This window comes from Mucilaginibacter sp. PAMC 26640 (assembly GCA_001596135.1).
GTDB lineage: Bacteria > Bacteroidota > Bacteroidia > Sphingobacteriales > Sphingobacteriaceae > Mucilaginibacter.
Map to the genome: position 1 here is coordinate 2,025,737 of CP014773.1, position 20,798 is coordinate 2,046,534.

Here is a 20,798-nt window from a genome sequence, read left to right on the forward strand (position 1 = left end):
TACCTTTAGGCTATATGCAACCATTACTTATCGCTTCCCAAATTCGCGAAGCGGACGCCTTTACCATCGCCCATGAATCCATCTCCTCGTTGGATCTGATGGAGCGTGCCTCCAAAGCTTTTGTGGGGTGGTTTATTAACCATTTTCAGGATAAGGATAAAAGCATTTCGGTATACTGCGGTACCGGCAATAACGGGGGTGACGGACTAGCTATCGCCCGCTTGCTGAAAGATCATGGTTATCATCTCATCAATGTTAAAGTAGCCCGTTTCAGCGATACGGCAAGTGATGATTTTAAGGCTAACCTGCAATTGCTCGGCAGCATAGATCAAACGGACATCAATAAGGGTGAAGACCTACCCGAAGAAAAAAGTGATATCCTGATCGATGCGCTGCTTGGAAATGGGCTCAACAAGCCCTTAGCCGTCGATTATAAAAAGCTGGTGGAGTATCTTAACTCCCTTAATAAAACCGTTGTTGCAGTAGATGTGCCTACCGGATTTTTTACCGATGGTGAGATCCCGAAAGATGCGGTGGTTTTGAAGTCGGATCTGACGATTACGTTTCAACAGCCGAAGATCAATTTTCTGCTGCCGGAATCAGGGCCTGTTATCAATTGCTGTGAGGTGGTGAAGATTGGATTAAGCGAAGAATTCATTAACTCCGTTGATACCCCTTATTTATTTGTAGAGGAAGCGGATGCCCGGCAAATGCTTAAGCCCCGCCATCGCTTTAGTAACAAAGGTACTTACGGGCATGCCTTGATCATTGCAGGGAAAGATGAAACCATGGGAGCGGCCCTGCTGTCGGCATCGGCCTGTGCACACGCCGGTGCGGGGCTAACAACTGCCTGTATCCCGCAAACCGGATTAGTAGCTTTAAACAGTTATTTGCCGGAACTGATGGCCATCACCAGGAAAAAAGGTGAAGTGCCGGAAATTGAATGGGATAAGTTCAGCGCCATTGCCATTGGGCCGGGTTTAGGGAAAGATGCCGCTGCCATGAAACTGCTAAAGGCGCTTATCAAAAACTATAAAAAGCCGCTTATTATTGATGCCGATGCCCTGAATATTTTAGGAGAAAATCCGGCACTACTGAAAAAATTACCTGCGGGTAGCATCCTTACCCCGCATATGAAAGAGTTTGACCGGATGTTTGGGGAGCATACCGGCTGGTGGCAGCGGTTGCAAACCGCAAAAGCCAAAGCGATTGAGTTGGGTATTTTTATTATTTTAAAAAACGATTACACCATAACAGCCACCCCGGAAGGTAACCTTTATTTCAATTCAACAAGTAACGCAGCTATGGCCACGGGAGGGATGGGTGATGTGCTGACTGGTATTATTGCATCGTTATTAGCACAAAAATATTCGCCGCAGGAAGCCTGTATCTTAGCAGTGTACATCCATGGGAAAGCAGGAGATGAGCTTGCTTTGCCCAACCGCTTAAATGTTACTTTGCCTGGCAATATTATACAGCAACTACCGGTAACCATGGCAAAATTAAAGGCATAAAAAAACGGATGTAAGTATCAAACATCCGTTTTTTTTCATTAACTATTAACTGATCTTATAAAGAACTAAATACTTCAAATTAGTATCTATATGACGTGTGAGACATATAATAGTTACGATAACAGTGCAATTTATTTTTAGTTTTTTTTGCGCACAAAAAAGTCCCGGGTAGTTTGGCTACCCAGGACTAGATAAATATTTTCTCTTCAGTTAGTTAGCAGCGCCTGATACTACCATTTCGGTAATAGTAGGGTTTGTACTTCCTCCGGTCGGTTCTATAGTTACCGCGAAGGCATCAGCACTTGCAATGGTTTTCATCTCCTTTACGCTAGATGTGTCTATCGCATTTTTGCCGTCAAAAACACCCAAGTCAACCGGCTTTCCACCAACCAATGCCCAAAGCTGGTATTGATGTTGTCTATCCGTTTCGGGCAACTTTAGGCTGTTCATATCTACTAATACTTTTCTGCTGGTTGTATTCCAGGCAATCGTCATAGCAGCTGTTGGGGTTTTAGCTGTACCTTTTAAGCGTAATACTTTAAAAACCGGGTCTCGGTACAGGTCAAGTTCCTGGTCGCGCATGTTTACCTGGTTGGCTATTTTTTGCTTATCCAGCAGCATAGCAGTTAACTGGCTATCAGAATCCTGCAGGCGGGTGTACAAATTTACCAAGCCGTAAATACTGATCAGTAACAGCGTTAAACAAGCCGCAAAAGCGTATTTAAAAAAGTTGGTTTGTCTGGCAGGCATTGCTACTACTTTATCATCCTGCATCTCGTCATCTTCAAAAGTTTCGTCTTGTTGGTTTCGTGCTTTGCTGAACGTTCTGTCATCGCCCAAGTTGATTACCAGGCTGTTTAGCACTTTGCTGCGTAATGCTTCGGCAGGCTCAATTGCGTGTGCTTCAGCATAAAATTCCATCGATCTTTCTATTTCGTCTATCTCCGCTCTAATCTCGCTATGCTCAGCAGCCATTGCCTCCACTTGCAACTTTTCGTCGGGGCTGATATCGCCCAGAACGTAAAGTTCCAATATTCCCGATTCAATATACTCCTTGTTGTCTTTCACTTTAATTAAAATGTTTTCTGAGCTGTTGAATTGCCATTCTTAACCGGGTCTTAATGGTTCCCAGGGGCACGCCAAGTTCCTCGGCAGCTTCAACATGGGTATAACCTTTAAAATACACCAGGTCGAGGATCGACTTCTGTTCGGGTTTCAGTGTAGATACTAATTCCCTGATTCCAAGCAACTCAGGCTTGTAAACCGTATTTCTTTGTTCGTCTATGAAAGTTACGTTATTTTCAAGCTCGTGGTTTTTGCTTTGATTTTTAAAATCTTTAGAACGTACCTTATCAATGGCCAGGTTGCGGGCGATATTAACCATCCAGGTAAACAAGCGGCCTTTTTCGCTGCTGTATCCCGAAAAAGAATTCCAGATTTTCACAAAAGTTTCCTGCAAAACATCTTCGGCAACAGGGGTATCTGTTATGATGCGGGAGATAACACCGAACAACGATGCGGAATACATATCGTACAATGCCTCCACCGCAATCTTTTCGCGGTTACGAAGGGCAAGTACCAATTCTTCCTCAGAGAGTGATATTTTTCTTTTTTTGCTCAACGTTGTGAAGATAGAAAGGATTAATTACATTTCAAACAAATGCTTTTCAGCGTGATAAGAAGATCGTACCAACGGCCCGCTCTCCACATATCTAAATCCTTTTTTCAATCCCCATTCTTTATAAGCAGCAAACTGGTCCGGATGTACCCAATCAATAACCGGATGGTGATTACGGGTAGGCTGCAAATACTGGCCTAGCGTTAAAATATGTACGCCTGCATCCAGTAGATCGTCCATTGCTTCCAATACATCTGCCTCTGTTTCACCCAGGCCAAGCATAATGCCAGATTTGGTCCGCAAACCTGTTTCAGATACACGGCGCAGGGCATCTAAACTCCTGTCATACTTTGCCTGTATACGCACCTCTTTGGTTAAACGGCGAACGGTCTCCAGGTTGTGCGACACCACTTCAGGGCGGGTTGCCAGCACACGCTCCAGGTTATCCCATATGCCGCGGAAATCGGGCAACAAAGTTTCAAGGGTAGTATCCGGGCTCTCGCGGCGGATGGCATTGATCGTTTCAGCCCAGATAGTAGATCCTCCGTCCTTTAAGTCGTCGCGATCGACAGAAGTAATAACACAATGTTTTACCTGCATCAGTTTTACCGAGTTAGCTACGCGGTTAGGCTCATCGGTATCAACAGCCAGGGGCCTGCCCGTTGCAACTGCACAGAAAGAGCACGAGCGCGTGCATATGTTACCCAATATCATAAATGTTGCCGTACCGGCTCCCCAGCACTCGCCCATATTCGGGCAATTACCGCTTTCGCAGATGGTATGTAGCTTATGGTTATCAACCACGCCACGCACATGAGCATATTCCTTCCCGATAGGAAGCTTAACTCTGAGCCAATCGGGCTTACGTTGCGGCTGATTCGCCGGTACTACAGGCAGTTCGATCATATCTACAAAATTAGTTAAAAATGTTTTAAATGTAGTAAGGCAAGAAATGGTTACAGAAGTTTGACGGAGAAAGTTGGTAAGTCGGAAAGTCCGTAAGTCGGAAAGTCCAGAAGTCGGTAAGACGAAATCTGTGCGCATGTAAAAGCCCCTGAGCTAAGTTCAGGGGCTTTAAATATTTTTCTTACGGACTTACCGACTTTCCGTCTTCCGGACTTCCTGCTAATTCAGAACGCTGATTGTCTCGTCTACAGAAATTCCTCCGTGTGACTGATCCAACACGCATTCACCATCTTTTATCAACAATAACTGTGGCGATTCATGATGCACATGGAAATCTTGGGCTATCTTGGCAGAAAGGTCACGGTTTTTTAGCAGGTCTAAAAAGTATAAAGGCATATCTGCCGGTAGATTTTCCCAATCCAGCTCAAAGCGCCTTTTGGCCATCATACTGATAGAACAGCGGGTGCTATGCTTAAAAATTAAGCTGTAACCTTGTTGTTGTTTTATATTATTCAGCTGATCAGCCGAATTAAGCGATATCCATTCCATAAAACAAAATTAAAAGTATAAACCCTTTTAAAAGTAAATACAATGTAAAACTGCTTAAAGTTTCGGGTCAGATGCGAAAAATGACAATCTCCGTTACCTGCCCCTGTTAGGATAAGAGCCGTAAGCAGGGCATAATTTGCTCGAGCAAGCTGATATGCTGCTGATGGCCAATGCGATAACAATGATGTAAACTATTTTTTTCATCTTTAATAAATATACGATTTATACGTCTCTAGCTTTTTAATGTTTCAGCCAATTTAGCCATTTTTATGGCAGTGACAGCAGCCTCCTCACCTTTATTTCCGTGTTTACCGCCTGCCCTGTCAATAGCCTGCTGTTGATTATCGGTTGTAAGTACCCCAAATATAACAGGTTTTGAATATTTTATGGCAACATTACTTACGCCATTTGCCACTGCGTTGCAAATAAAATCGAAGTGCCGGGTTTCACCCTGTATAACACAACCCAGGCAAATTACGGCATCAAACTTACCCGTTTGTAATAGCAGCTCAGCACCGCTGGTTAGTTCAAAACTTCCAGGTACCGGGTAACTGTGAATATCAGCGGCATTTGCGCCATATTGAAGCAGGCTGTTGTAGGCACCCTGGTATAAAGCGTTGGTGATTTCGGCATTCCATTCGGCAACCACAATGCCAAAAGTAAATCCCTCTGCCGATGGAATTTCGGAAGCTGTTGAAAAATCAGAAAGGTTTTTTAATGCGGAAGACATATTGATTAATGTAAATGTTGGAATGGTTATGGGTGCAAAGGTTGCTAAAAGACGGTAAAAAACAAAGGGTTGAAAAGGAAGCAACGCCCTTCGACTTTTACAACCCTTTCAACCCTCAGAATATTTTAAACCGGTTACGATTTGGTTTCGCTGCGGGCTATGTACTCGTCTATATTTTGTGCTTCCTGGCTTGTTGGATAATCAGATTTGATCTTCTTGTAAGTGTCGGTAGCCGATTTGTTGTCATTTTTAGCTTCGTAAACCAAGCCTAATTTTTTCAGATACACCGGAGAAAGAAACTGGTTGTTAGCTTTATCGATCGCTTTCTTAAAGTAGGTTTCAGCTTTATCAAAGTCTTTTAACTCTACATATGCATCAGCAGCACCACCAAGTGCTTCTGCAGCAACCATGATATCGTCACCGCGGTAGCTGTCAAAGTTCTCTATCGCTTTGCGATATTCGCCTTTGTTTAAATAAGCAACACCTAAATAAAAATAAGCAAGATTGGCGGTTTTAGTATTGCTGTAATCACTGATGATCTTTTCGAAACCAGGGTAGCTGTCGGCGCCTTTGATGGCTTTATCCCAATCCTTTTTCGCCCAGTAATCTTGCGCAACGTGCATTTGGTTTGCAGCAGTAACTTCGCGCGGGCCCAGGTACAATTTAAGATAAGCAATATATATGATCACCATTAAAACTATAGCAGCAGCTATAAATAATAAGCTTTTCTGATTTTCCTGAACAAAACTACCACTCTTTACTACCACTTTATCTTCGGTTGTAGTTTTGGTATTTACCTGCGTTGCTGACATTTGTATTTAAAAATTAAGTTTGCAAAAATACGGTTTTCAAAACTTTTAGCAAATAAATATTTTGGCTGATAATGCATAGGTGAAGGATGGTTTAAGACATGTTATATTTACTGCCGGCAGGAGCGGAGAAGAAGCAGAAAATTCACAGAGTTCGCTTTGCTCATTTAACTTTTGTGGGGTGTAATTAGAAGTTTTGCACATCTTTAAAAATTAAGTGGTCGCCTAAGGCCCCGTACTTTTTACTGCAACTATTTATTTTAGGCCGCTGACGGTAGCGGCCTGTTATCCGGAGGGTTCCGTTCAAACCTAAGCCAACATTTTTGGCGAGCTTCTTGGTTTCATTCAGGCAATGGGATGCTTCTTTCAATATCTGTGCAATCACATCTTAAATCGGTTAAATCGCAAACTAATCTGTAAATTTGCCATCCCATGTACTTGCAGCATCTTTCCTTTTTAAATTTTAAGAACTATACCGAGGCCGAGCTTACCCTTAGTCCGGGTGTAAACGCTTTTGTTGGTAACAACGGTGCCGGCAAAACCAACCTGTTGGATGCCGTGCATTACCTTTCACTTTGTAAAAGTTATTTTAACCCCATAGATAGTCAGCAGATAAAACAAGGCGCCGACTTCTTCATGATCAATGGCGTTTTTCAAAAAAACAACCAGAAAGAAGTTGTTGCCTGCGGATTAAAGCGGAATCAAAAAAAGCAATTTAAGCGAAACAAGAAAGATTACCAGCGCCTTGCCGATCATATTGGGCTACTGCCGCTGGTAATGGTATCGCCCTACGATATCAGCATTATTATAGAGGGGAGTGAAGAGCGCCGTAAGTTTATCGATAACGTTATCTCGCAAACAGATCATCAGTACCTGGATGAATTGATCGCTTACAACAAGTTTTTGGCTAACCGCAATGCTATGCTCAAACAAATTGCAGATACCGGCCGATACGACCCTGATCTGCTGGCCGTGCTGGACGAGCAACTCAGCGTTTCCGGTTCCCGCATTTTCGACAAGCGCCGGGCATTTATGGAGACTTTTACACCCATATTTAACGAACATTATAGTTTTATAAGCGGGGACGCGGAGCAGGTTGATCTGATCTATGAATCGCAATTGCTCAACGGCAGCCTTGATGCTTTATTAAAGAAGAATATCGAGAGGGACAGGATTCTGGAGCGAACAACCTCCGGTATTCACAAGGATGATCTGCAGTTTACTATCCACAGCATGCCAATGAAGAAATTTGGTTCACAGGGGCAGCAAAAATCCTTTCTGATCGCGCTAAAACTCGCTCAATATACTTTCTTAACCCAGAAGAAAGGCTTTAAGCCGCTGCTGTTATTAGATGACATTTTTGATAAGCTGGATGAAGGCCGCGTTACCAAGCTGATGCAAATGGTGAGTAACAATGATTTTGGGCAGGTATTTATCACCGATACGAGTGTTGGCCGGGTACAGCAGGTTTTTGAGGCGATTAACGTCGATGTTAAACTATTTAAAGTAGCAGGAGGAGGTATAGATGCGTAAAACAAACGACAAATCGTTGAAGGAAGCCATTGAGCAGATGCTGAATGTTTACAAGATCAGGCGCCGTTATGATGAAACCGCTATTGTAAATTTATGGCCTGAATTGGTGGGCAAATCTGTGGCTAACCGAACGAAAGAGCTATTTATCAGGGATAAAAAGTTGTTTCTGCGGATAGAATCGTCAGTAATTAAAAATGAATTGGTAATGATGCGCAGTCAGATCATCCAAAAGATAAACGACGATGCTAAATCAATACTGATAGAAGATATCGTGTTTTTGTAATTATTTTCTGCCCAACTTCACACGTGAAGAGATGCCGCGCAGTGCATCATCCATAATACCGGAAAATATCAGCAGGAAAATACCCGGGAAAATAAAGGCAAATTGTGCTTCAGGATGATATCTGAAAATATCAAGGGAAATGATCAGGATCGTCACGATGATTATGGAATAAATTGCATACTTAAGCAGTGACTTCATTTCCTTAGAATATTAACGGTTGTTAAACTGGGATAACAACGTAAAGCTAGATACTAATATTGTAAAAAGCAAGTAGATGCGAAAATAAACTGGTTGTAACTAGGTAGTTACAACCAGTTTAACTACTTAAAATTTCTCAAAAGCCGAAAAGAAGAAACTTCCTTCTATTTCAGCGTTCTCGTCAGAATCTGAACCATGCACAGCATTGGCATCAATTGATTTTGCAAAAAGGTTGCGGATGGTACCTTTATCAGCCTTGGTGGGATCGGTAGCGCCTATAAGCGTACGGTAATCAGCAATGGCGTTGTCCTTTTCCAATATAGCGGCAACGATAGGACCGGAAGACATAAAAGCTACTAAATCAGCATAAAAACCGCGCTCGCTGTGTACTGCGTAAAACTCGCCGGCTTTTTCAGGGCTTAATTTTGTGTATTTAAGCGCTACGATTTTGAAACCGGCTTTAGTTATCTGGTCTAAAATAGCGCCGATGTGGCCGTTGGCAACACCATCGGGCTTTATCATTGTAAATGTTCTGTTGTTTTTCATCTTATGGTTTAATCGTTTAGTTAGATCAATAAAATCGGCGCAAAAATAGGCTTTTCCAACTGAAACATAAAGCTTTTACCCTCAAATAAGGTGTTTGTATTTAATTAATTTATTTAGCTTTGCAGCTTCTTTTAAAAATTGATGTTGGATTTAGCCTCGCTTGCAGAACTTTTAGCTCAGCCCCAAAAAATAGTTATTACAACGCATCATAAACCAGATGGCGATGCCATGGGTTCTTCTTTAGGTTTGTATAACTACCTCATACAACTCGGCCACCATGCGCAGGTGATTGCTCCTACCGATTATCCCGACTTTTTAAACTGGATGCCGGGTAACGAGGAGGTGATGATCTACACTGAGGAGTCTGAAAAGGCAGCCACCCTGATTGCTGATGCGGCTATTATTTTTTGTCTGGATTTTAACAGCCTAACCCGCATTAACCAGATGGGTGTGCTGGTTGGCGAAAGTAAAGCTTATAAGGTGATGATAGATCATCACCTGGAGCCTCAGGATTTTGATGATTACCGCTACTGGAACATTGGTGCCTGTGCAACTGCCCAATTAGTGTATACCTTTATTGCAAATGAACTAAATCATAAAGAATATATAGACAAAGATGTGGCCACCTGCTTATATACAGGCATCCTTACCGATTCGGCATCTTTCCGTTTGCCAAATACTACATCTGATGTTCACCGCATTGTTGCCGAGCTGATTGATGCCGGCGCAGTAAACTGGCGCATTCATGAATTGATCTATAACAGCGCATCAGAAAACCGGCTGCGGTTTTTAGGGCATTGCCTGGCCAATTGCCTTGAGATACTACCCGAGTACAATACAGCTATTATTGCCGTTAGTAAAACCGATCTTGCTATGTTTGATGTAAACACAGGCGATACGGAAGGAATTGTTAATTACGCACTTTCTATGGGCAGCATTAGGTTGGCTGCTTTTATTGTGGAGCGTACCGATATGGTAAAACTATCTTTACGCAGCAAAGCGGAGTTTCCGGCCAATGAGATTTGTAAAAAATATTTCAGCGGTGGCGGTCACCGCAATGCAGCCGGGGGGCAGTCTGATAAACCTCTTGAAGCAGTTGTAGCAGAATTTAAATCGATATTACCAGAATATAAAAAACTATTAATACAGTAAAATAAAAATGAGGAAGAACCTAATGATTGTTGCGATTGCTGCCTTAGGATTAGCAAGTTGCAAAGGTGGATTTAAACAGGCCGAAGGCGGTTTGTTGTATGACATCGTTACCGATAAATCGGGCCCTACAATAAAAACAGGCGACTTTTTAAGCCTGAACTTGGTACTTAAAACTGAAGGTGATTCGGTTATCAACAGCACTTATGAGATGGGGCACCCTATCCAGACGTTGATGCCGAAAGTTCAGAAAAAAGGTGATGTAACCACTGGCTTTTTGTTAATGAGCGAAGGCGACAGCGCTGTATTTAAAATGAATTTGGATACCATCTTCAAAAAAGGGCAACCTAAGCCACCGGGCTTAAAAGGTAAATATCTTATTTACACTGTTAAAGTAGAAAAAGTTATTCCGCGCGGAAGCCTGAGCGAGGTTGTATTCCAGGGCCGCATTTCTGAATTTGTAAAAGGGCAATCAGAAGTTATCAAAAAAGAAGAACTGGCTAAAATCAAAAAATATGCCGACGATAACAAAATGACGGTATCAACTACTGCATCCGGCCTTTCCTACCAGATCACAAAACCAGGCACCGGCGAAAAAATTGCAAATGGCGATACAGCCGTTGTAAACTACACCGGTAAATTAATGAAAAACGGTAAGGTGTTTGATAGCAGCATTAAAGAAGAAGCTGTAAAAGCGGCAACCGCCAACAAAATGCCTATTGATCCGCGTCGTCAGTATGCACCACTTCGTGTTCCTGTTGGCCAGGGTGGCGTAATAAAGGGTTGGGAAGAAGGCTTGTTATTGTTAAACAAAGGCAGCCAGGCAACATTGCTTATTCCATCCTCTTTAGGTTGGGGCGAACAAGGCGCGCCGCCAATGATCCCGGCTTTTGCACCTGTAGTATTTACATTAGAGTTGGTTGATATTATTCACCCAAACCCTAACGCACCTAAAACAACAGCACCGCAGCCACCTGCAATGAGATAATTGAAAAATATTTTATAGCCTTCCGCGTTATGCGGGAGGCTTTTTTATTATGAAGAAAACTTTTTATACCCTACTAGCGCTGGCTGCATTTGCAGTGAATGCCAATGCACAAACAACCCAACGCTTACCAAACGGTGTGCAATGCCAGGTAATTAAACAAAACCCGGGCGAAAAAATCAAACAAAGCGATGTGGTTACCTTCAATGTTGAGCAACGCACGGAAAGTGACTCGCTGCTGTTCAGCAGCTTTAAAATGGGGCAGGCGGTTAAAGTTCAGATCCAGCCATCCCGCAATGTTGGCGACCTGATGGATGTAATGCCATTGCTAACTGCCGGCGATAGCGCCATTGTTAAAGTACCTGTAGATTCTATCTTCAAAGGGCACGAAGATCAGCGCCCGGCATTTTTAAAAGCCGGCGGCAATATTGTTTACAAAGTAAAGGTGGAGAAGGTGCAAACCATAGCCGAGGCGATTGCGGAACGCAACGCAGCAATGGCAAAGGTAAAAGCACAGGAAACGATGTTGGCCGAGGCCTATGTTAAAGAACATAAACTGGTGATGAAAACCACCCCGTCAGGCTTGCGTTATGTGATTACGCAGCAGGGGAAGGGTGTAAAACCACTTAGCGGCGATTCAGTAAAAGTAAATTATGCCGGCCGCACGCTGGATGGAAAACTATTTGATACCAGCATCAAATCGGTGGCAGCTGCAGCCGGGGTTGAAAATCCTAACCGCCCCTATGAGCCAATTGCATTCCCTGTAGGAATGAGTAAAGTGATTCGTGGCTGGGACGAAGGTTTACTCTTGTTGAACGAAGGCACAAAAGCAACCTTTATTATTCCATCTGCACTGGGTTATGGAGAGCAGGGTTCCGGTCCGGGCATTCCGCCGTTTAGTACACTTGTTTTTGATGTAGAACTGGTAAAAGTTACGCCCGCAAAGCGACTCGCATCCAAAGCTACCCGTGTTACTGCCAAAAAAGGTAGAGGCGCGGTAACCAAAAAACGAAACGCAGTTAAAAAGAAAAATTAATCCAAGCAAAAGCCTTCTCACCCGGAGGCTTTTTTATTTTTGCAGCATGGTATTAACCGATACGCATACCCATTTATATTACGAGGCGGATGATATTAAGCGCGCCGCTTTGATGCAGCGTTGTTTAGATAGCGGTGTGGAACGCTTATTTCTGCCCAATGTTGACGCCGCTTCTATCCCGATGATGAATGATCTGCTGGAAGCCTACCCAGCTAATTGCTTTGGCATGCTGGGGCTGCACCCGTGTTCGGTAAAAGAGAACTGGGCGCACGAACTGGCGCTAATGCAACCCGCACTGCACAAACATCCTATTTATGCCATTGGCGAAATAGGGATTGATCTGTATTGGGATAAAAGCTTTTTAACCGAACAGATCCATGCTTTTAAATTGCAGATTAAATGGGCTAAGGAATTGCGTTTGCCCATTGTAATTCATTGCCGGGATGCCTTTAATGAGGTATACCAGGTACTGCAGGAGGAGCGTGGAGACGATTTGCGCGGCATCTTCCATTGCTTTGGCGGATCGCTGGAGCAGGCCCAAAGTGTGATTGACCTTGGTTTTTACCTTGGCATCGGGGGGGTGGTGACTTATAAAAACGGCGGACTGGATAAAATCTTACCGCAAATTGATTTAAATCATGTGGTTTTAGAAACCGATTCTCCGTATCTTTCGCCTGTTCCGTATCGCGGCAAACCTAACGAAAGCTCTTATTTAACTTACATAGCCCAAAAGGTTGCAGACCTGTATAACATTAGTTTTACAGAAGTAGCCCGTATTACTACCGAAAATTCAAAAAAGGTTTTCGGGGTTTAATTTATTATTGAAAAACGCATAAATCTGACCGATGAGCCAAATTCTGATCATCTACACCGGGGGGACAATCGGTATGATGGCCGACCCTGTTACTAAAGTACTTGTACCAATAAATTTTGAGCAGATAATGGACAATGTGCCTGAGCTGGAAAAGCTCAACTGCAAAATAAAGGTGCATTCGTTCGAACAGATAATCGATTCATCAAATATGAACCCGGCAGTTTGGAGCGAACTGGCCGGTTTGATAGAAGCTAATTACAATGATGTTGACGGTTTCGTGATCCTGCATGGATCGGATACAATGGCTTTTACAGCCTCTGCCCTGAGCTTTATGCTGCAGAATTTGGATAAGCCGGTAATCTTTACGGGCTCCCAGCTCCCAATCAGCGCCGTACGTACAGATGCCAAGGAAAACCTGATGACGGCAATAGAAATTGCTAAAGCTAAAAAGAACGATAAGGCGCGCGTGCCCGAGGTGTGTATCTATTTTGATTACAAACTCTTCCGCGGTAACCGTGCATTTAAATATAATTCTTCAAAATTCGAGGCGTTCCGGTCGCCAAATTATCCTATCCTGGCTGAGTCCGGCGTACACTTGCGCTTTGCCGCAAACGAAATCCGCCAGCCGGGAGAAGGCCCGTTGAAGATCCATAACAATTTGGTGAGCGATGTTGCAGTGCTTAAACTGTACCCAGGCATTAGCGCGAAGGTGGTAGAAACCATATTGGGTGCAGACGTGCGCGGTATTGTAATGGAAACCTTTGGTGCCGGCAATACTACTACCGACCAATGGTTTATCGATCTGCTGAAAAATGCGATCGATGCAGGTAAGGTTGTACTGGATATCTCTCAATGTAAAGTGGGTACCGTAGAGCTGGGCCGTTACGAAACCAGTAGGGAGCTGAAAGATATGGGCGTAGCCAGCGGATTCGACATGACTTTTGAAGCCGCCGTAACCAAAATGATGTACCTGCTAGGCGAGATAGACGATCCTCAGGAAGTTAGGCGTTGTTTGGAAAAAGATTTACGTGGAGAGTTGACAGAATCTTAGGCCGAGCCAAAAATTTCGATCCGTAATTGCGAGGGCAAAAGTAAATATCGGCGCACCAGCAGCGGCTAAGTTGCAACGCTTTGATAAGGTTTTATTCATCGCAATTACGTATTTCATTTAGCAAACAAACCTTTAAAATATCCGCTCTCTGATCAGCCCCATAAATACCTCCCGGAACTTATCTCCAACCGGGATCTGCTTGCTGCCAATATAAATGTGATTATCCTGGATCTTGTTAAGCCGGCTGGTATTAACGATGTAGGAATTGTGCACCCTTACAAATGGCTTGGGTAACTGTTCTTCAATGTCCTTCAGCCTGCGGTATATCAGCAATTCTTCGGTGCCGCTTACTAGTCGCACATATTCCTTTTCACCCTCAAAATACAGCACTTCATCCATCAGGATCTTCCTTAGTATTTTGCCTGTTTTGAAAAAGAAGTAATCTGCATCGGGTTTATTTTGCGTAGCAGATGTTGATGCCGGTTTGCCGAAATTCGCCTCAATCTTTTGGGTGGCTGCCAGGAATCTTTTCAGCGTAATCGGCTTCAATAGGTAGTCTATCGTTTGGTAGCTATAGCTATCGGCCGCGTGTTCGGCATAAGCAGTAGTAAATACAATTTTTGTATCCCGCGGTAGTAGTCCCGCCAGTTCCATGCCCGTTAGGTACGGCATATTTATATCGAGGAAAATAAAGTCTACTGTTTGCTTCTTTAAAAAATCCAGTGCCTCTAGCGCGTTGTAGCATTTACCCAGTAATTGCCAGCCGGTTGTTTGGCCAATAAGCACCTCCAGCAGATTAGCAGCATTAGGCTCGTCGTCTATAATAATGCACTTCAAATTCATTTTAGCGGTATATTTAAACTGGCCAAGTAAATATCGCCTTTAATTTCGGTAAGTAATTCAAAATCTTCATTGTAAAGTAGCATAAGCCGCTTACGTAAGTTCTTAATGCCGAACCCTGTTGAAGCTGGTTTTAATAGTGTTTGTGGCATGGTGTTTTTTGCGACGAACAACAACCTCCCGTTGATCTGCCTTAGCGCTATTTCTACCTTATTTTGAGTGCTCGATTTATCTATCCCGTGCTTAAATACATTCTCTACAAAAGTCATCAGCAGCATGGGTGGGATGCTGAGGTTATCGTCGCATGTTTTTGTAAAGGTAAGGTCGATAGTATGTTTAATGCGAATTTGCTCCAGCGCAATATAGTTTTCAATGAAACCGATTTCTGTGGTAACCTTTACCAGCTTTTTTGGGCTTTCATCTACAAAATACCGCATAATATCAGCTAGTTGTTCAATCAGCGCTGCCGTTCGCGGCGCCTCCAGGTAGGCTTCGTAATAGATATTGTTGAGGGTGTTGAACAGGAAGTGTGGCTGCACCTGCGACTTTAAAAGGTCCAGCTCGGCTTGTGTTTTTTGGGTGATGATATCATCTTGCTGCCTTTTCAATTCAAAATAGGCGATCGCGATGCGGAAAATAAAACTGAGCAGAAAGATGAGGATCCCGCCAACTACAAAGCTAAACATGGCTTTCATGCTCATTACTTCCGGTTGTTTGGCGAACCATGCATTGTAAATAGTTAGGGTAATAAAGCCTTTCACCAGGCCCACGGCAAGCAGGAAAAGAACAACCGCTAACACATATGCAACTATTCGCCCTTTTTGGTAAAGTTTAGGAAACAGCCAATTAATATGACCATAAATGATAACTGCGTAGAAAAAAGTATAAATGATGGCATAGGTAAATGCCTGGCCAATGCCATCCATCGGCAATAACGACAGCAGGATGACGATGAATACCGATACCCATACCATTTGCTGGAGTTGCAACGCGCTGAGTTTACCGGTGAACAATTTCATGCTTAAAAGTACAAAGCTTTTTGATCTGGTACCATTTCTTTCAACAAAGCCGGGAAATTCTCCCTTCAACAGTAGCTTTTCTTCAACAGTTGCATCAATGGCATTCTATTGTAGCTTTAAAAAGACGTTGAATGTTAAGGACTCTTGGCAGAATAAATCGTGCAATCGGTTGAACGTATTTTTTGGGAGGGGACGTAACGGGCAAATTTGCCGTCAATCAAAAATATAAAAATGAAAAACTGTATCTATACCAATTGTACGATCCCTGCGCTAATAGCCGCTTTGCTGTTTACCCTTTTTTTATCGGCACAACCCAGGCTTGCGTCGGCCCAGGCAGATACCATCCGGATGGCCGATAAGCGCCTCAATACCGCTACACTGAAACCCGGTATGCGCCAATACCTGGTTTATTTTAAAACCCCTAAAAGCCCTAAAACACTGCGGTTTTGGCTTTGGCTGCGCGATACCAAAATTGAAACACAAGCAGGCCAAAAGGTATATGCCACTACGCAGCACTGGTATGGCAGCGATACCATGAGTTATCGTACGGTGTACTCGGTTAACAGGCTGAAAGATTTCGGTCCGGTCTATCATTCCGAAACGGTTAATGGGAAAAATAAGTCCTTTAACTGGTTCGATAAAAGGATAACGGGTGCCGATACGGTTGCCATCAATACCCAAAAAGCATTTGCGCTTGATTTTACCGCACCCTGCTTTAACTGGAACCTGGACATCGAAACCTTTGAAATGCTGCCCCTTGCTGCCGGCAAAACCTTTGCTATTAACTTTTACGATGCCGGCTACAGCAAGCCAGAGTTTATTCTTTACAAAGTAATCGGCAGTGAGGTGATCGCTACGCTGGATAATCAAAAAGTAGATTGCTGGATGCTTTTCAATGAAAGCGATAACGGCGGCCGCCATGCTACCGAAACTTTCTGGATAAGTAAAAAAAGCCATGAGTTTTTAAAGGAAGAAGATGCTTTTGCCGGCATGTATCGTTACAAGGTAAAGATGCCGGCTTCAGCGGTTGATATCTCCCCGAAGGCGAATTAATGAAAGGAATTTCGCTGTAATATTCCAGGATGCTTGTTCGTGTTCGCGATATTAAACTTGTGTAAACATGTACAAACAAGCCCGAACAAGCCCGAACAAGCCATAAAGGTGCTGATTGTTGCTCGCAGAGGGGACTCACCCCGGGTTCGCTGTCGCTGCCCGACCCTCTCTACCTTCGGTAAAGAGGGTTAGGAGAAGTTCGAGCGGGTCAGGGTTCGCTGTCGCTGTCCGACCCTCTCTACCTTCCGTAAAGAGGGTTAGGAGAAGTTGGAGTGGGTCGGAGTTCGCTGTCGCTGCCCGACCCGCTTTACCTTCGGTAAAGAGGGTTAGAAGAAGTTGGAGAGGGTCGGGGTTCGCTGTCGCTGCCCGACCCGCTTTACCTTCGGTAAAGAGGGTTAAGAGAAGTTGGAGCGGGTCGGGGTTCGCTGTCGCTGCCCGACCCGATTTACCTTCTGTAAAGAGGGTTAGCAGAAGTTGGGGCAGCCTTTATTCGATAAACAATCTTCCTCCGGCGATGTTGTGTTCGCATGGCTGCTATCACCATTATCTTCCCTCACCAGCTTTTTGAAAAACATCCTGCAGTAAAAGCAGACCGGCCGGTTTACCTGGTAGAGGAATGGCTCTTTTTTAATCAATATACTTTCCACAAAAAGAAGCTGCTGCTGCACCGTGCGGCTATGAAATGCTATGCAGATCGGTTGGCGGGTCAGGGCATTGCGGTGCATTATATTGAGGCGACAGATCCACTTTCCGATATTCGTGAACTGATACCGCATCTTGCCGCACAAAAACTTTCAGCCATTCACTATGCCCACCTAGCCGATGACTGGCTGGAGAGCCGACTGGATAGTGCCTGCGCAAAACACAACATGCAATTAGCCAAATATCGTAGTCCTAATTGGCTCAACACTGCTGAAGAAGTAAGCGACTATTTCGACGGGCGGAAAACCTATTTCCAAACTGACTTTTATACCCAACAGCGCAAACAGCGCAAGATTCTATTGGAGCCCGACGGCAAACCCATTGGTGGTAAGTGGACCTTCGATACCGAGAACCGGCTGAAATTTCCTAAGAACGGGGCGGTACCTCTGCCCGATGTGCCGGGTAAAAACTCCTACGTAACCGAGGGCGCCGAATGGGTTGATCAGCATTACCCGGATAATTATGGTACCACATCATCGCCCTTTGGCAATTTAGGTGGTTTTTACCCGGTCAGCCACAAGGAGGCAGAAGAGTGGCTAAATAATTTCCTTTCGCATCGATTCGGCAACTTTGGGATCTATGAGGATGCCATGGTAGCCCGCGAGAGTTTTTTGTACCATTCGGTACTTACCCCAATGCTGAACATTGGGTTGCTGAATCCGCAGCAAATTATCGAAAGGGCCTTGCAAATAGCGACAGAAAGCGATGTGCCAATGAATTCTTTGGAAGGTTTCATTCGCCAAATAATGGGCTGGCGCGAGTTTATCCATATTGTGTACGAACGCGAGCATGTGAAACAGCGCACCCGGAACTACTGGGGGTTCACGCGTAAAATTCCCGCTACTTTCTGGAAAGGTGAAACAGGAATATTGCCAGTAGATACCGTAATCAAAAAAGCCTTGCACACCGGCTATTCGCACCATATAGAGCGGTTGATGGTGATGGGCAACTTTATGTTGCTCTGCGAGTTTGACCCGCATGAGGTTTACCGCTGGTTTATGGAAATGTACATAGATGCTTACGATTGGGTGATGGTACCCAATACTTACGGGATGACCCAATTTGCCGACGGCGGCTTAATGACCACCAAGCCCTACATCAGCGGGAGTAATTACCTTATTAAAATGGGCGATTGGCAAAAAGGCCCGTGGCAGGAGATATGGGACGGGCTTTTTTGGAGATTTATGCACGTACACCGCAATTTTTTCCTGCAAAACCCAAGGCTTGGAATGTTGGTCAAAACCTTTGATAAGATGCCTGAAGAAAAGCGCAGCAGGCATTTGAACACCGCCGAAAAGTTTTTGATGGAATTGGACAGGGGCTAACTGGCTGTGCAAAAAAAACGTCAGTTATTTAATTACCTTTAAATGAGTACTATTGCATACCAATTAAAAACCCTAAACAAATGAAGTTTTATATAGAAATATGGTCTGCCAAAAAGGCCTGGCTAGATCTCAGTATTGACGAACGCACAGCTTATATGGCCCAGTTGGGTCCTGCGATACAGCAATTAACCGCCATGGGTGTTGAAGTAGTAACCTGGGCATCAAATGATGTAGCTACCGTTAATAGGTTGGGGTATGATTTTTTTGCGATATGGAAATTCCCTACCGATGAGTTGGCAAAGTCGTTTGAGGCCCTGGTAACAGGCTCCGGCTGGCACAATTATTTCGACCAGGTGAACATGAAAGGTGAAGCAGGCGGCCCTGCGGATGTTATAGCGCAACTGGTACATCTTTAGGCGAATCGCTTTAATGGGTTTGTAATCCCTGTTAAATAAGCAAAGTATTGCGATGGGCAAAATAACCTGCGCAATCGAACAATCCTTCAATCGTCATAATTTATTCTTGCCAATTTGTTTATTTTCAATATGTTTTGAAAGTTTAAAAACATAGTTATATTTGTAGATGCAATTACCAGAGGCAAAGGGCAAATTTATTGAAGCTTGGGGCAAGTTGGGTTCGGAGTGGGGTGTTAACCGCACGATGGCTCAGGTGCATGCATTGCTTTTGCTTTCCCCGGAGGCTTTAACTACCGAAGAGATTATGGAAGAATTGAAGATTTCCCGTGGTAATGCTAACATGACCCTGCGTGATTTAATGAGCTGGGGGCTGGTGGAGAAGGAACACCGGGCAGGCGAACGTAAGGAATACTTTTTTGCTGATAAAGATACCTGGAACATTGCCCGGCAGGTGGCTAAAGAACGCCGTAAGCGAGAACTGGATCCCATCATTAAAATCCTCGACGAATTGACGAAGGTGGAAGGCGACGTTAAGGACGAAGCCTACAAAACCTTCCATAAGTCGGTGACAGATATTAACAAACTGGCTAAAAACGTGGATAAAACACTGGAAACCATGCTGAAGGCAGAAGAGAACTGGTTCTGGAAATCGATCTTCAAGATTTTCAAATAAGTTTTTCGCCTAAATATCCTTTGTTTTTTTATCCATATTTGTAATAAATGTGCTGAGCTCCATGATGAATTCATCAAGCGATTTGGCAGACTTTTTTAAGTACACCACCATCTTCTTCAATTGGAAAGGTGAATCTATAAAACCTTCTAAAATGCTTACAATGCCTAAAATGTTTGCAACAGGCTGTCGTACTTTATGTGATGTGATAAACATCATTTCTTCCATATTTTTAACGTAGCCCTTTAAATATTCTTCAGCCCTTTTAAGTTCCTGGTACGCTTGTACCAATTCAAGCGCCCGCTTTTCCTTTTCCTGGTTTTGGTAAGTGAGTTCGGCATTGGCGATAAGCAGTTCGGCAGCCCGGGCCTCTTTTTCCTTATTCTGAAAAGCCAGCTCGGCATTTGCAATAAGTAATTCGGCAGCACGTGCTTCTTTCTCCTTGTTTTGAAATTCCAGCTCGCGGTTGGCAATGATCAGTTCTGCAGCCCGCTTTTCTTTTTCCTGGTTCTGATAAGCCAATTCTTTGTTAGCAATTGCCAGCTCGGCAGCCCGCTCTTCTTTTTCCTTGTTTTGATAGGCAAGTTCGGTATTGGCTATGATCAGCTCAGCTGCGCGTTTTTCTCTTTCTTCGTTTTGCAGCGCGAGTTTTTTATTTGCTGTAAGCAGGTCTTCTGATTGGGGCATAGTTTTATTTTGTAGCGGCAAAAATGTAAACGGAAAGAATATACGGAAAGTCGTTTTTTGCAAATTATGCTTTTGGGGAGAAAGCGTAACTGGGCGACTATCTTATTGTACTAAAAATAACTTTATATGTTTACACATCCTATTAATAAAATATAATAAGGGCAGTAGTTGCAGGGTAATTAAATTTATTATTACGATTAAGTTATTAGTTAAATTAATAGGTAAGGTAAAAGCTTTTGAAGTCGATAAAATTTAGTTAAAATATAATTTGATAATCAAGTAGTACTACCTGATTATCAAATAAACACAACTGTTGTAACACCTTATGCGTATTAATATGTTACAGGATGCACCCCCGGGTTTAA

Annotated in this window: 23 protein-coding genes and 1 pseudogene; 12 read left to right on the top strand and 12 right to left on the bottom strand. The window is 43.6% G+C overall.

The window, feature by feature from the left end:
- The first annotated feature begins 14 nt into the window (after nt 1–14).
- Nucleotides 15–1,514 carry a bifunctional ADP-dependent (S)-NAD(P)H-hydrate dehydratase/NAD(P)H-hydrate epimerase gene (locus A0256_08695; protein ID AMR31498.1) on the top strand — a complete coding sequence of 500 codons (1,500 nt, stop codon included), beginning with the start codon at nt 15–17 and terminating at the stop codon, nt 1,512–1,514.
- 210 nt (nt 1,515–1,724) lie between these two features.
- Here A0256_08695 and A0256_08700 read toward each other — a convergent pair whose 3' ends face one another.
- The 7 genes from A0256_08700 to A0256_08730 all read right to left on the bottom strand — a co-directional run bounded on the left by A0256_08700 (nt 1,725) and on the right by A0256_08730 (nt 6,511).
- Entirely contained in the window at nt 1,725–2,582 is an 858-nt protein-coding gene (locus tag A0256_08700; protein ID AMR31499.1) for a hypothetical protein, read from the bottom strand.
- Nucleotide 2,583: 1 nt separating this feature from the next.
- The gene (locus tag A0256_08705; GenBank protein ID AMR31500.1) at nt 2,584–3,135 is read right to left on the bottom strand and encodes an RNA polymerase subunit sigma-70; all 552 of its coding nucleotides are present in this window, start codon (nt 3,133–3,135) and stop codon (nt 2,584–2,586) included.
- Nucleotides 3,136–3,159: 24 nt separating this feature from the next.
- Nucleotides 3,160–4,038, bottom strand: coding sequence for a lipoyl synthase (locus tag A0256_08710; protein ID AMR31501.1), 879 nt, complete (start codon nt 4,036–4,038; stop codon nt 3,160–3,162).
- A gap of 219 nt (nt 4,039–4,257) precedes the next feature.
- Complete coding sequence (locus A0256_08715; protein ID AMR31502.1) at nt 4,258–4,587, bottom strand: bacillithiol system protein YtxJ; 330 nt, start codon at nt 4,585–4,587, stop codon at nt 4,258–4,260.
- Nucleotides 4,588–4,819: 232 nt separating this feature from the next.
- Nucleotides 4,820–5,317 (bottom strand): 6,7-dimethyl-8-ribityllumazine synthase, encoded by a 498-nt coding sequence (locus A0256_08720; GenBank protein ID AMR31503.1) that lies wholly within the window; start codon nt 5,315–5,317, stop codon nt 4,820–4,822.
- 134 nt (nt 5,318–5,451) lie between these two features.
- Nucleotides 5,452–6,129, bottom strand: coding sequence for a hypothetical protein (locus A0256_08725; protein AMR31504.1), 678 nt, complete (start codon nt 6,127–6,129; stop codon nt 5,452–5,454).
- A gap of 184 nt (nt 6,130–6,313) precedes the next feature.
- Nucleotides 6,314–6,511 carry a hypothetical protein gene (locus A0256_08730; protein AMR31505.1) on the bottom strand — a complete coding sequence of 66 codons (198 nt, stop codon included), beginning with the start codon at nt 6,509–6,511 and terminating at the stop codon, nt 6,314–6,316.
- A 47-nt stretch (nt 6,512–6,558) separates the two neighbouring features.
- Here A0256_08730 and A0256_08735 point away from each other — a divergent pair, with 47 nt between their 5' ends.
- A complete protein-coding gene (locus A0256_08735) occupies nt 6,559–7,659 on the top strand; it encodes a DNA recombination protein RecF (GenBank protein ID AMR31506.1) in 1,101 nt (366 codons plus the stop codon).
- Complete coding sequence (locus A0256_08740; protein ID AMR31507.1) at nt 7,652–7,942, top strand: RNA-binding protein; 291 nt, start codon at nt 7,652–7,654, stop codon at nt 7,940–7,942. Before A0256_08735 ends, A0256_08740 begins: the two co-directional genes overlap by 8 nt.
- Here A0256_08740 and A0256_08745 read toward each other — a convergent pair whose 3' ends face one another.
- Nucleotides 7,943–8,140: a hypothetical protein gene (locus A0256_08745; GenBank protein ID AMR31508.1), complete on the bottom strand. Its 198-nt coding sequence runs from the start codon at nt 8,138–8,140 to the stop codon at nt 7,943–7,945.
- 126 nt (nt 8,141–8,266) lie between these two features.
- Entirely contained in the window at nt 8,267–8,686 is a 420-nt protein-coding gene (locus A0256_08750) for a nucleoside-diphosphate kinase (GenBank protein AMR31509.1), read from the bottom strand.
- Nucleotides 8,687–8,827: 141 nt separating this feature from the next.
- Between A0256_08750 and A0256_08755 the strand changes: the two genes are divergently transcribed.
- From A0256_08755 to A0256_08775, 5 genes are read left to right on the top strand one after another with little or no spacing between them, the layout of a single operon-like run.
- Nucleotides 8,828–9,838, top strand: coding sequence for an exopolyphosphatase (locus A0256_08755; protein AMR31510.1), 1,011 nt, complete (start codon nt 8,828–8,830; stop codon nt 9,836–9,838).
- Between the two features lie 22 nt (nt 9,839–9,860).
- Complete coding sequence (locus tag A0256_08760; protein AMR31511.1) at nt 9,861–10,823, top strand: hypothetical protein; 963 nt, start codon at nt 9,861–9,863, stop codon at nt 10,821–10,823.
- A 49-nt stretch (nt 10,824–10,872) separates the two neighbouring features.
- On the top strand, nt 10,873–11,856 hold the full coding sequence (locus tag A0256_08765; protein ID AMR31512.1) for a peptidylprolyl isomerase: 984 nt from the start codon (nt 10,873–10,875) through the stop codon (nt 11,854–11,856).
- 46 nt (nt 11,857–11,902) lie between these two features.
- Entirely contained in the window at nt 11,903–12,670 is a 768-nt protein-coding gene (locus A0256_08770; GenBank protein AMR31513.1) for a hydrolase TatD, read from the top strand.
- Between the two features lie 31 nt (nt 12,671–12,701).
- Nucleotides 12,702–13,721, top strand: coding sequence for an L-asparaginase 1 (locus tag A0256_08775; GenBank protein ID AMR31514.1), 1,020 nt, complete (start codon nt 12,702–12,704; stop codon nt 13,719–13,721).
- A gap of 132 nt (nt 13,722–13,853) precedes the next feature.
- Here A0256_08775 and A0256_08780 read toward each other — a convergent pair whose 3' ends face one another.
- Both A0256_08780 and A0256_08785 read right to left on the bottom strand, forming a co-directional pair.
- Complete coding sequence (locus A0256_08780) at nt 13,854–14,564, bottom strand: hypothetical protein (protein AMR31515.1); 711 nt, start codon at nt 14,562–14,564, stop codon at nt 13,854–13,856.
- Entirely contained in the window at nt 14,561–15,649 is a 1,089-nt protein-coding gene (locus A0256_08785) for a hypothetical protein (GenBank protein AMR31516.1), read from the bottom strand. Before A0256_08785 ends, A0256_08780 begins: the two co-directional genes overlap by 4 nt.
- 162 nt (nt 15,650–15,811) lie before the next feature.
- Between A0256_08785 and A0256_08790 the strand changes: the two genes are divergently transcribed.
- From A0256_08790 to A0256_08805, 4 genes are all read left to right on the top strand, one after another.
- Nucleotides 15,812–16,633: a hypothetical protein gene (locus A0256_08790; protein AMR31517.1), complete on the top strand. Its 822-nt coding sequence runs from the start codon at nt 15,812–15,814 to the stop codon at nt 16,631–16,633.
- Nucleotides 16,634–17,160: 527 nt separating this feature from the next.
- Nucleotides 17,161–18,660 (top strand): deoxyribodipyrimidine photolyase, encoded by a 1,500-nt coding sequence (locus tag A0256_08795; protein AMR31518.1) that lies wholly within the window; start codon nt 17,161–17,163, stop codon nt 18,658–18,660.
- Between the two features lie 80 nt (nt 18,661–18,740).
- Nucleotides 18,741–19,076: a hypothetical protein gene (locus tag A0256_08800; GenBank protein AMR31519.1), complete on the top strand. Its 336-nt coding sequence runs from the start codon at nt 18,741–18,743 to the stop codon at nt 19,074–19,076.
- Between the two features lie 166 nt (nt 19,077–19,242).
- Nucleotides 19,243–19,749 (top strand): transcriptional regulator, encoded by a 507-nt coding sequence (locus A0256_08805; protein ID AMR31520.1) that lies wholly within the window; start codon nt 19,243–19,245, stop codon nt 19,747–19,749.
- Between the two features lie 264 nt (nt 19,750–20,013).
- On the opposite strand, the pseudogene A0256_08810 reads toward A0256_08805, so the two are convergent.
- Nucleotides 20,014–20,433 (bottom strand): annotated as a pseudogene (locus A0256_08810) (two-component sensor histidine kinase).
- Nucleotides 20,434–20,798 lie beyond the last annotated feature (365 nt).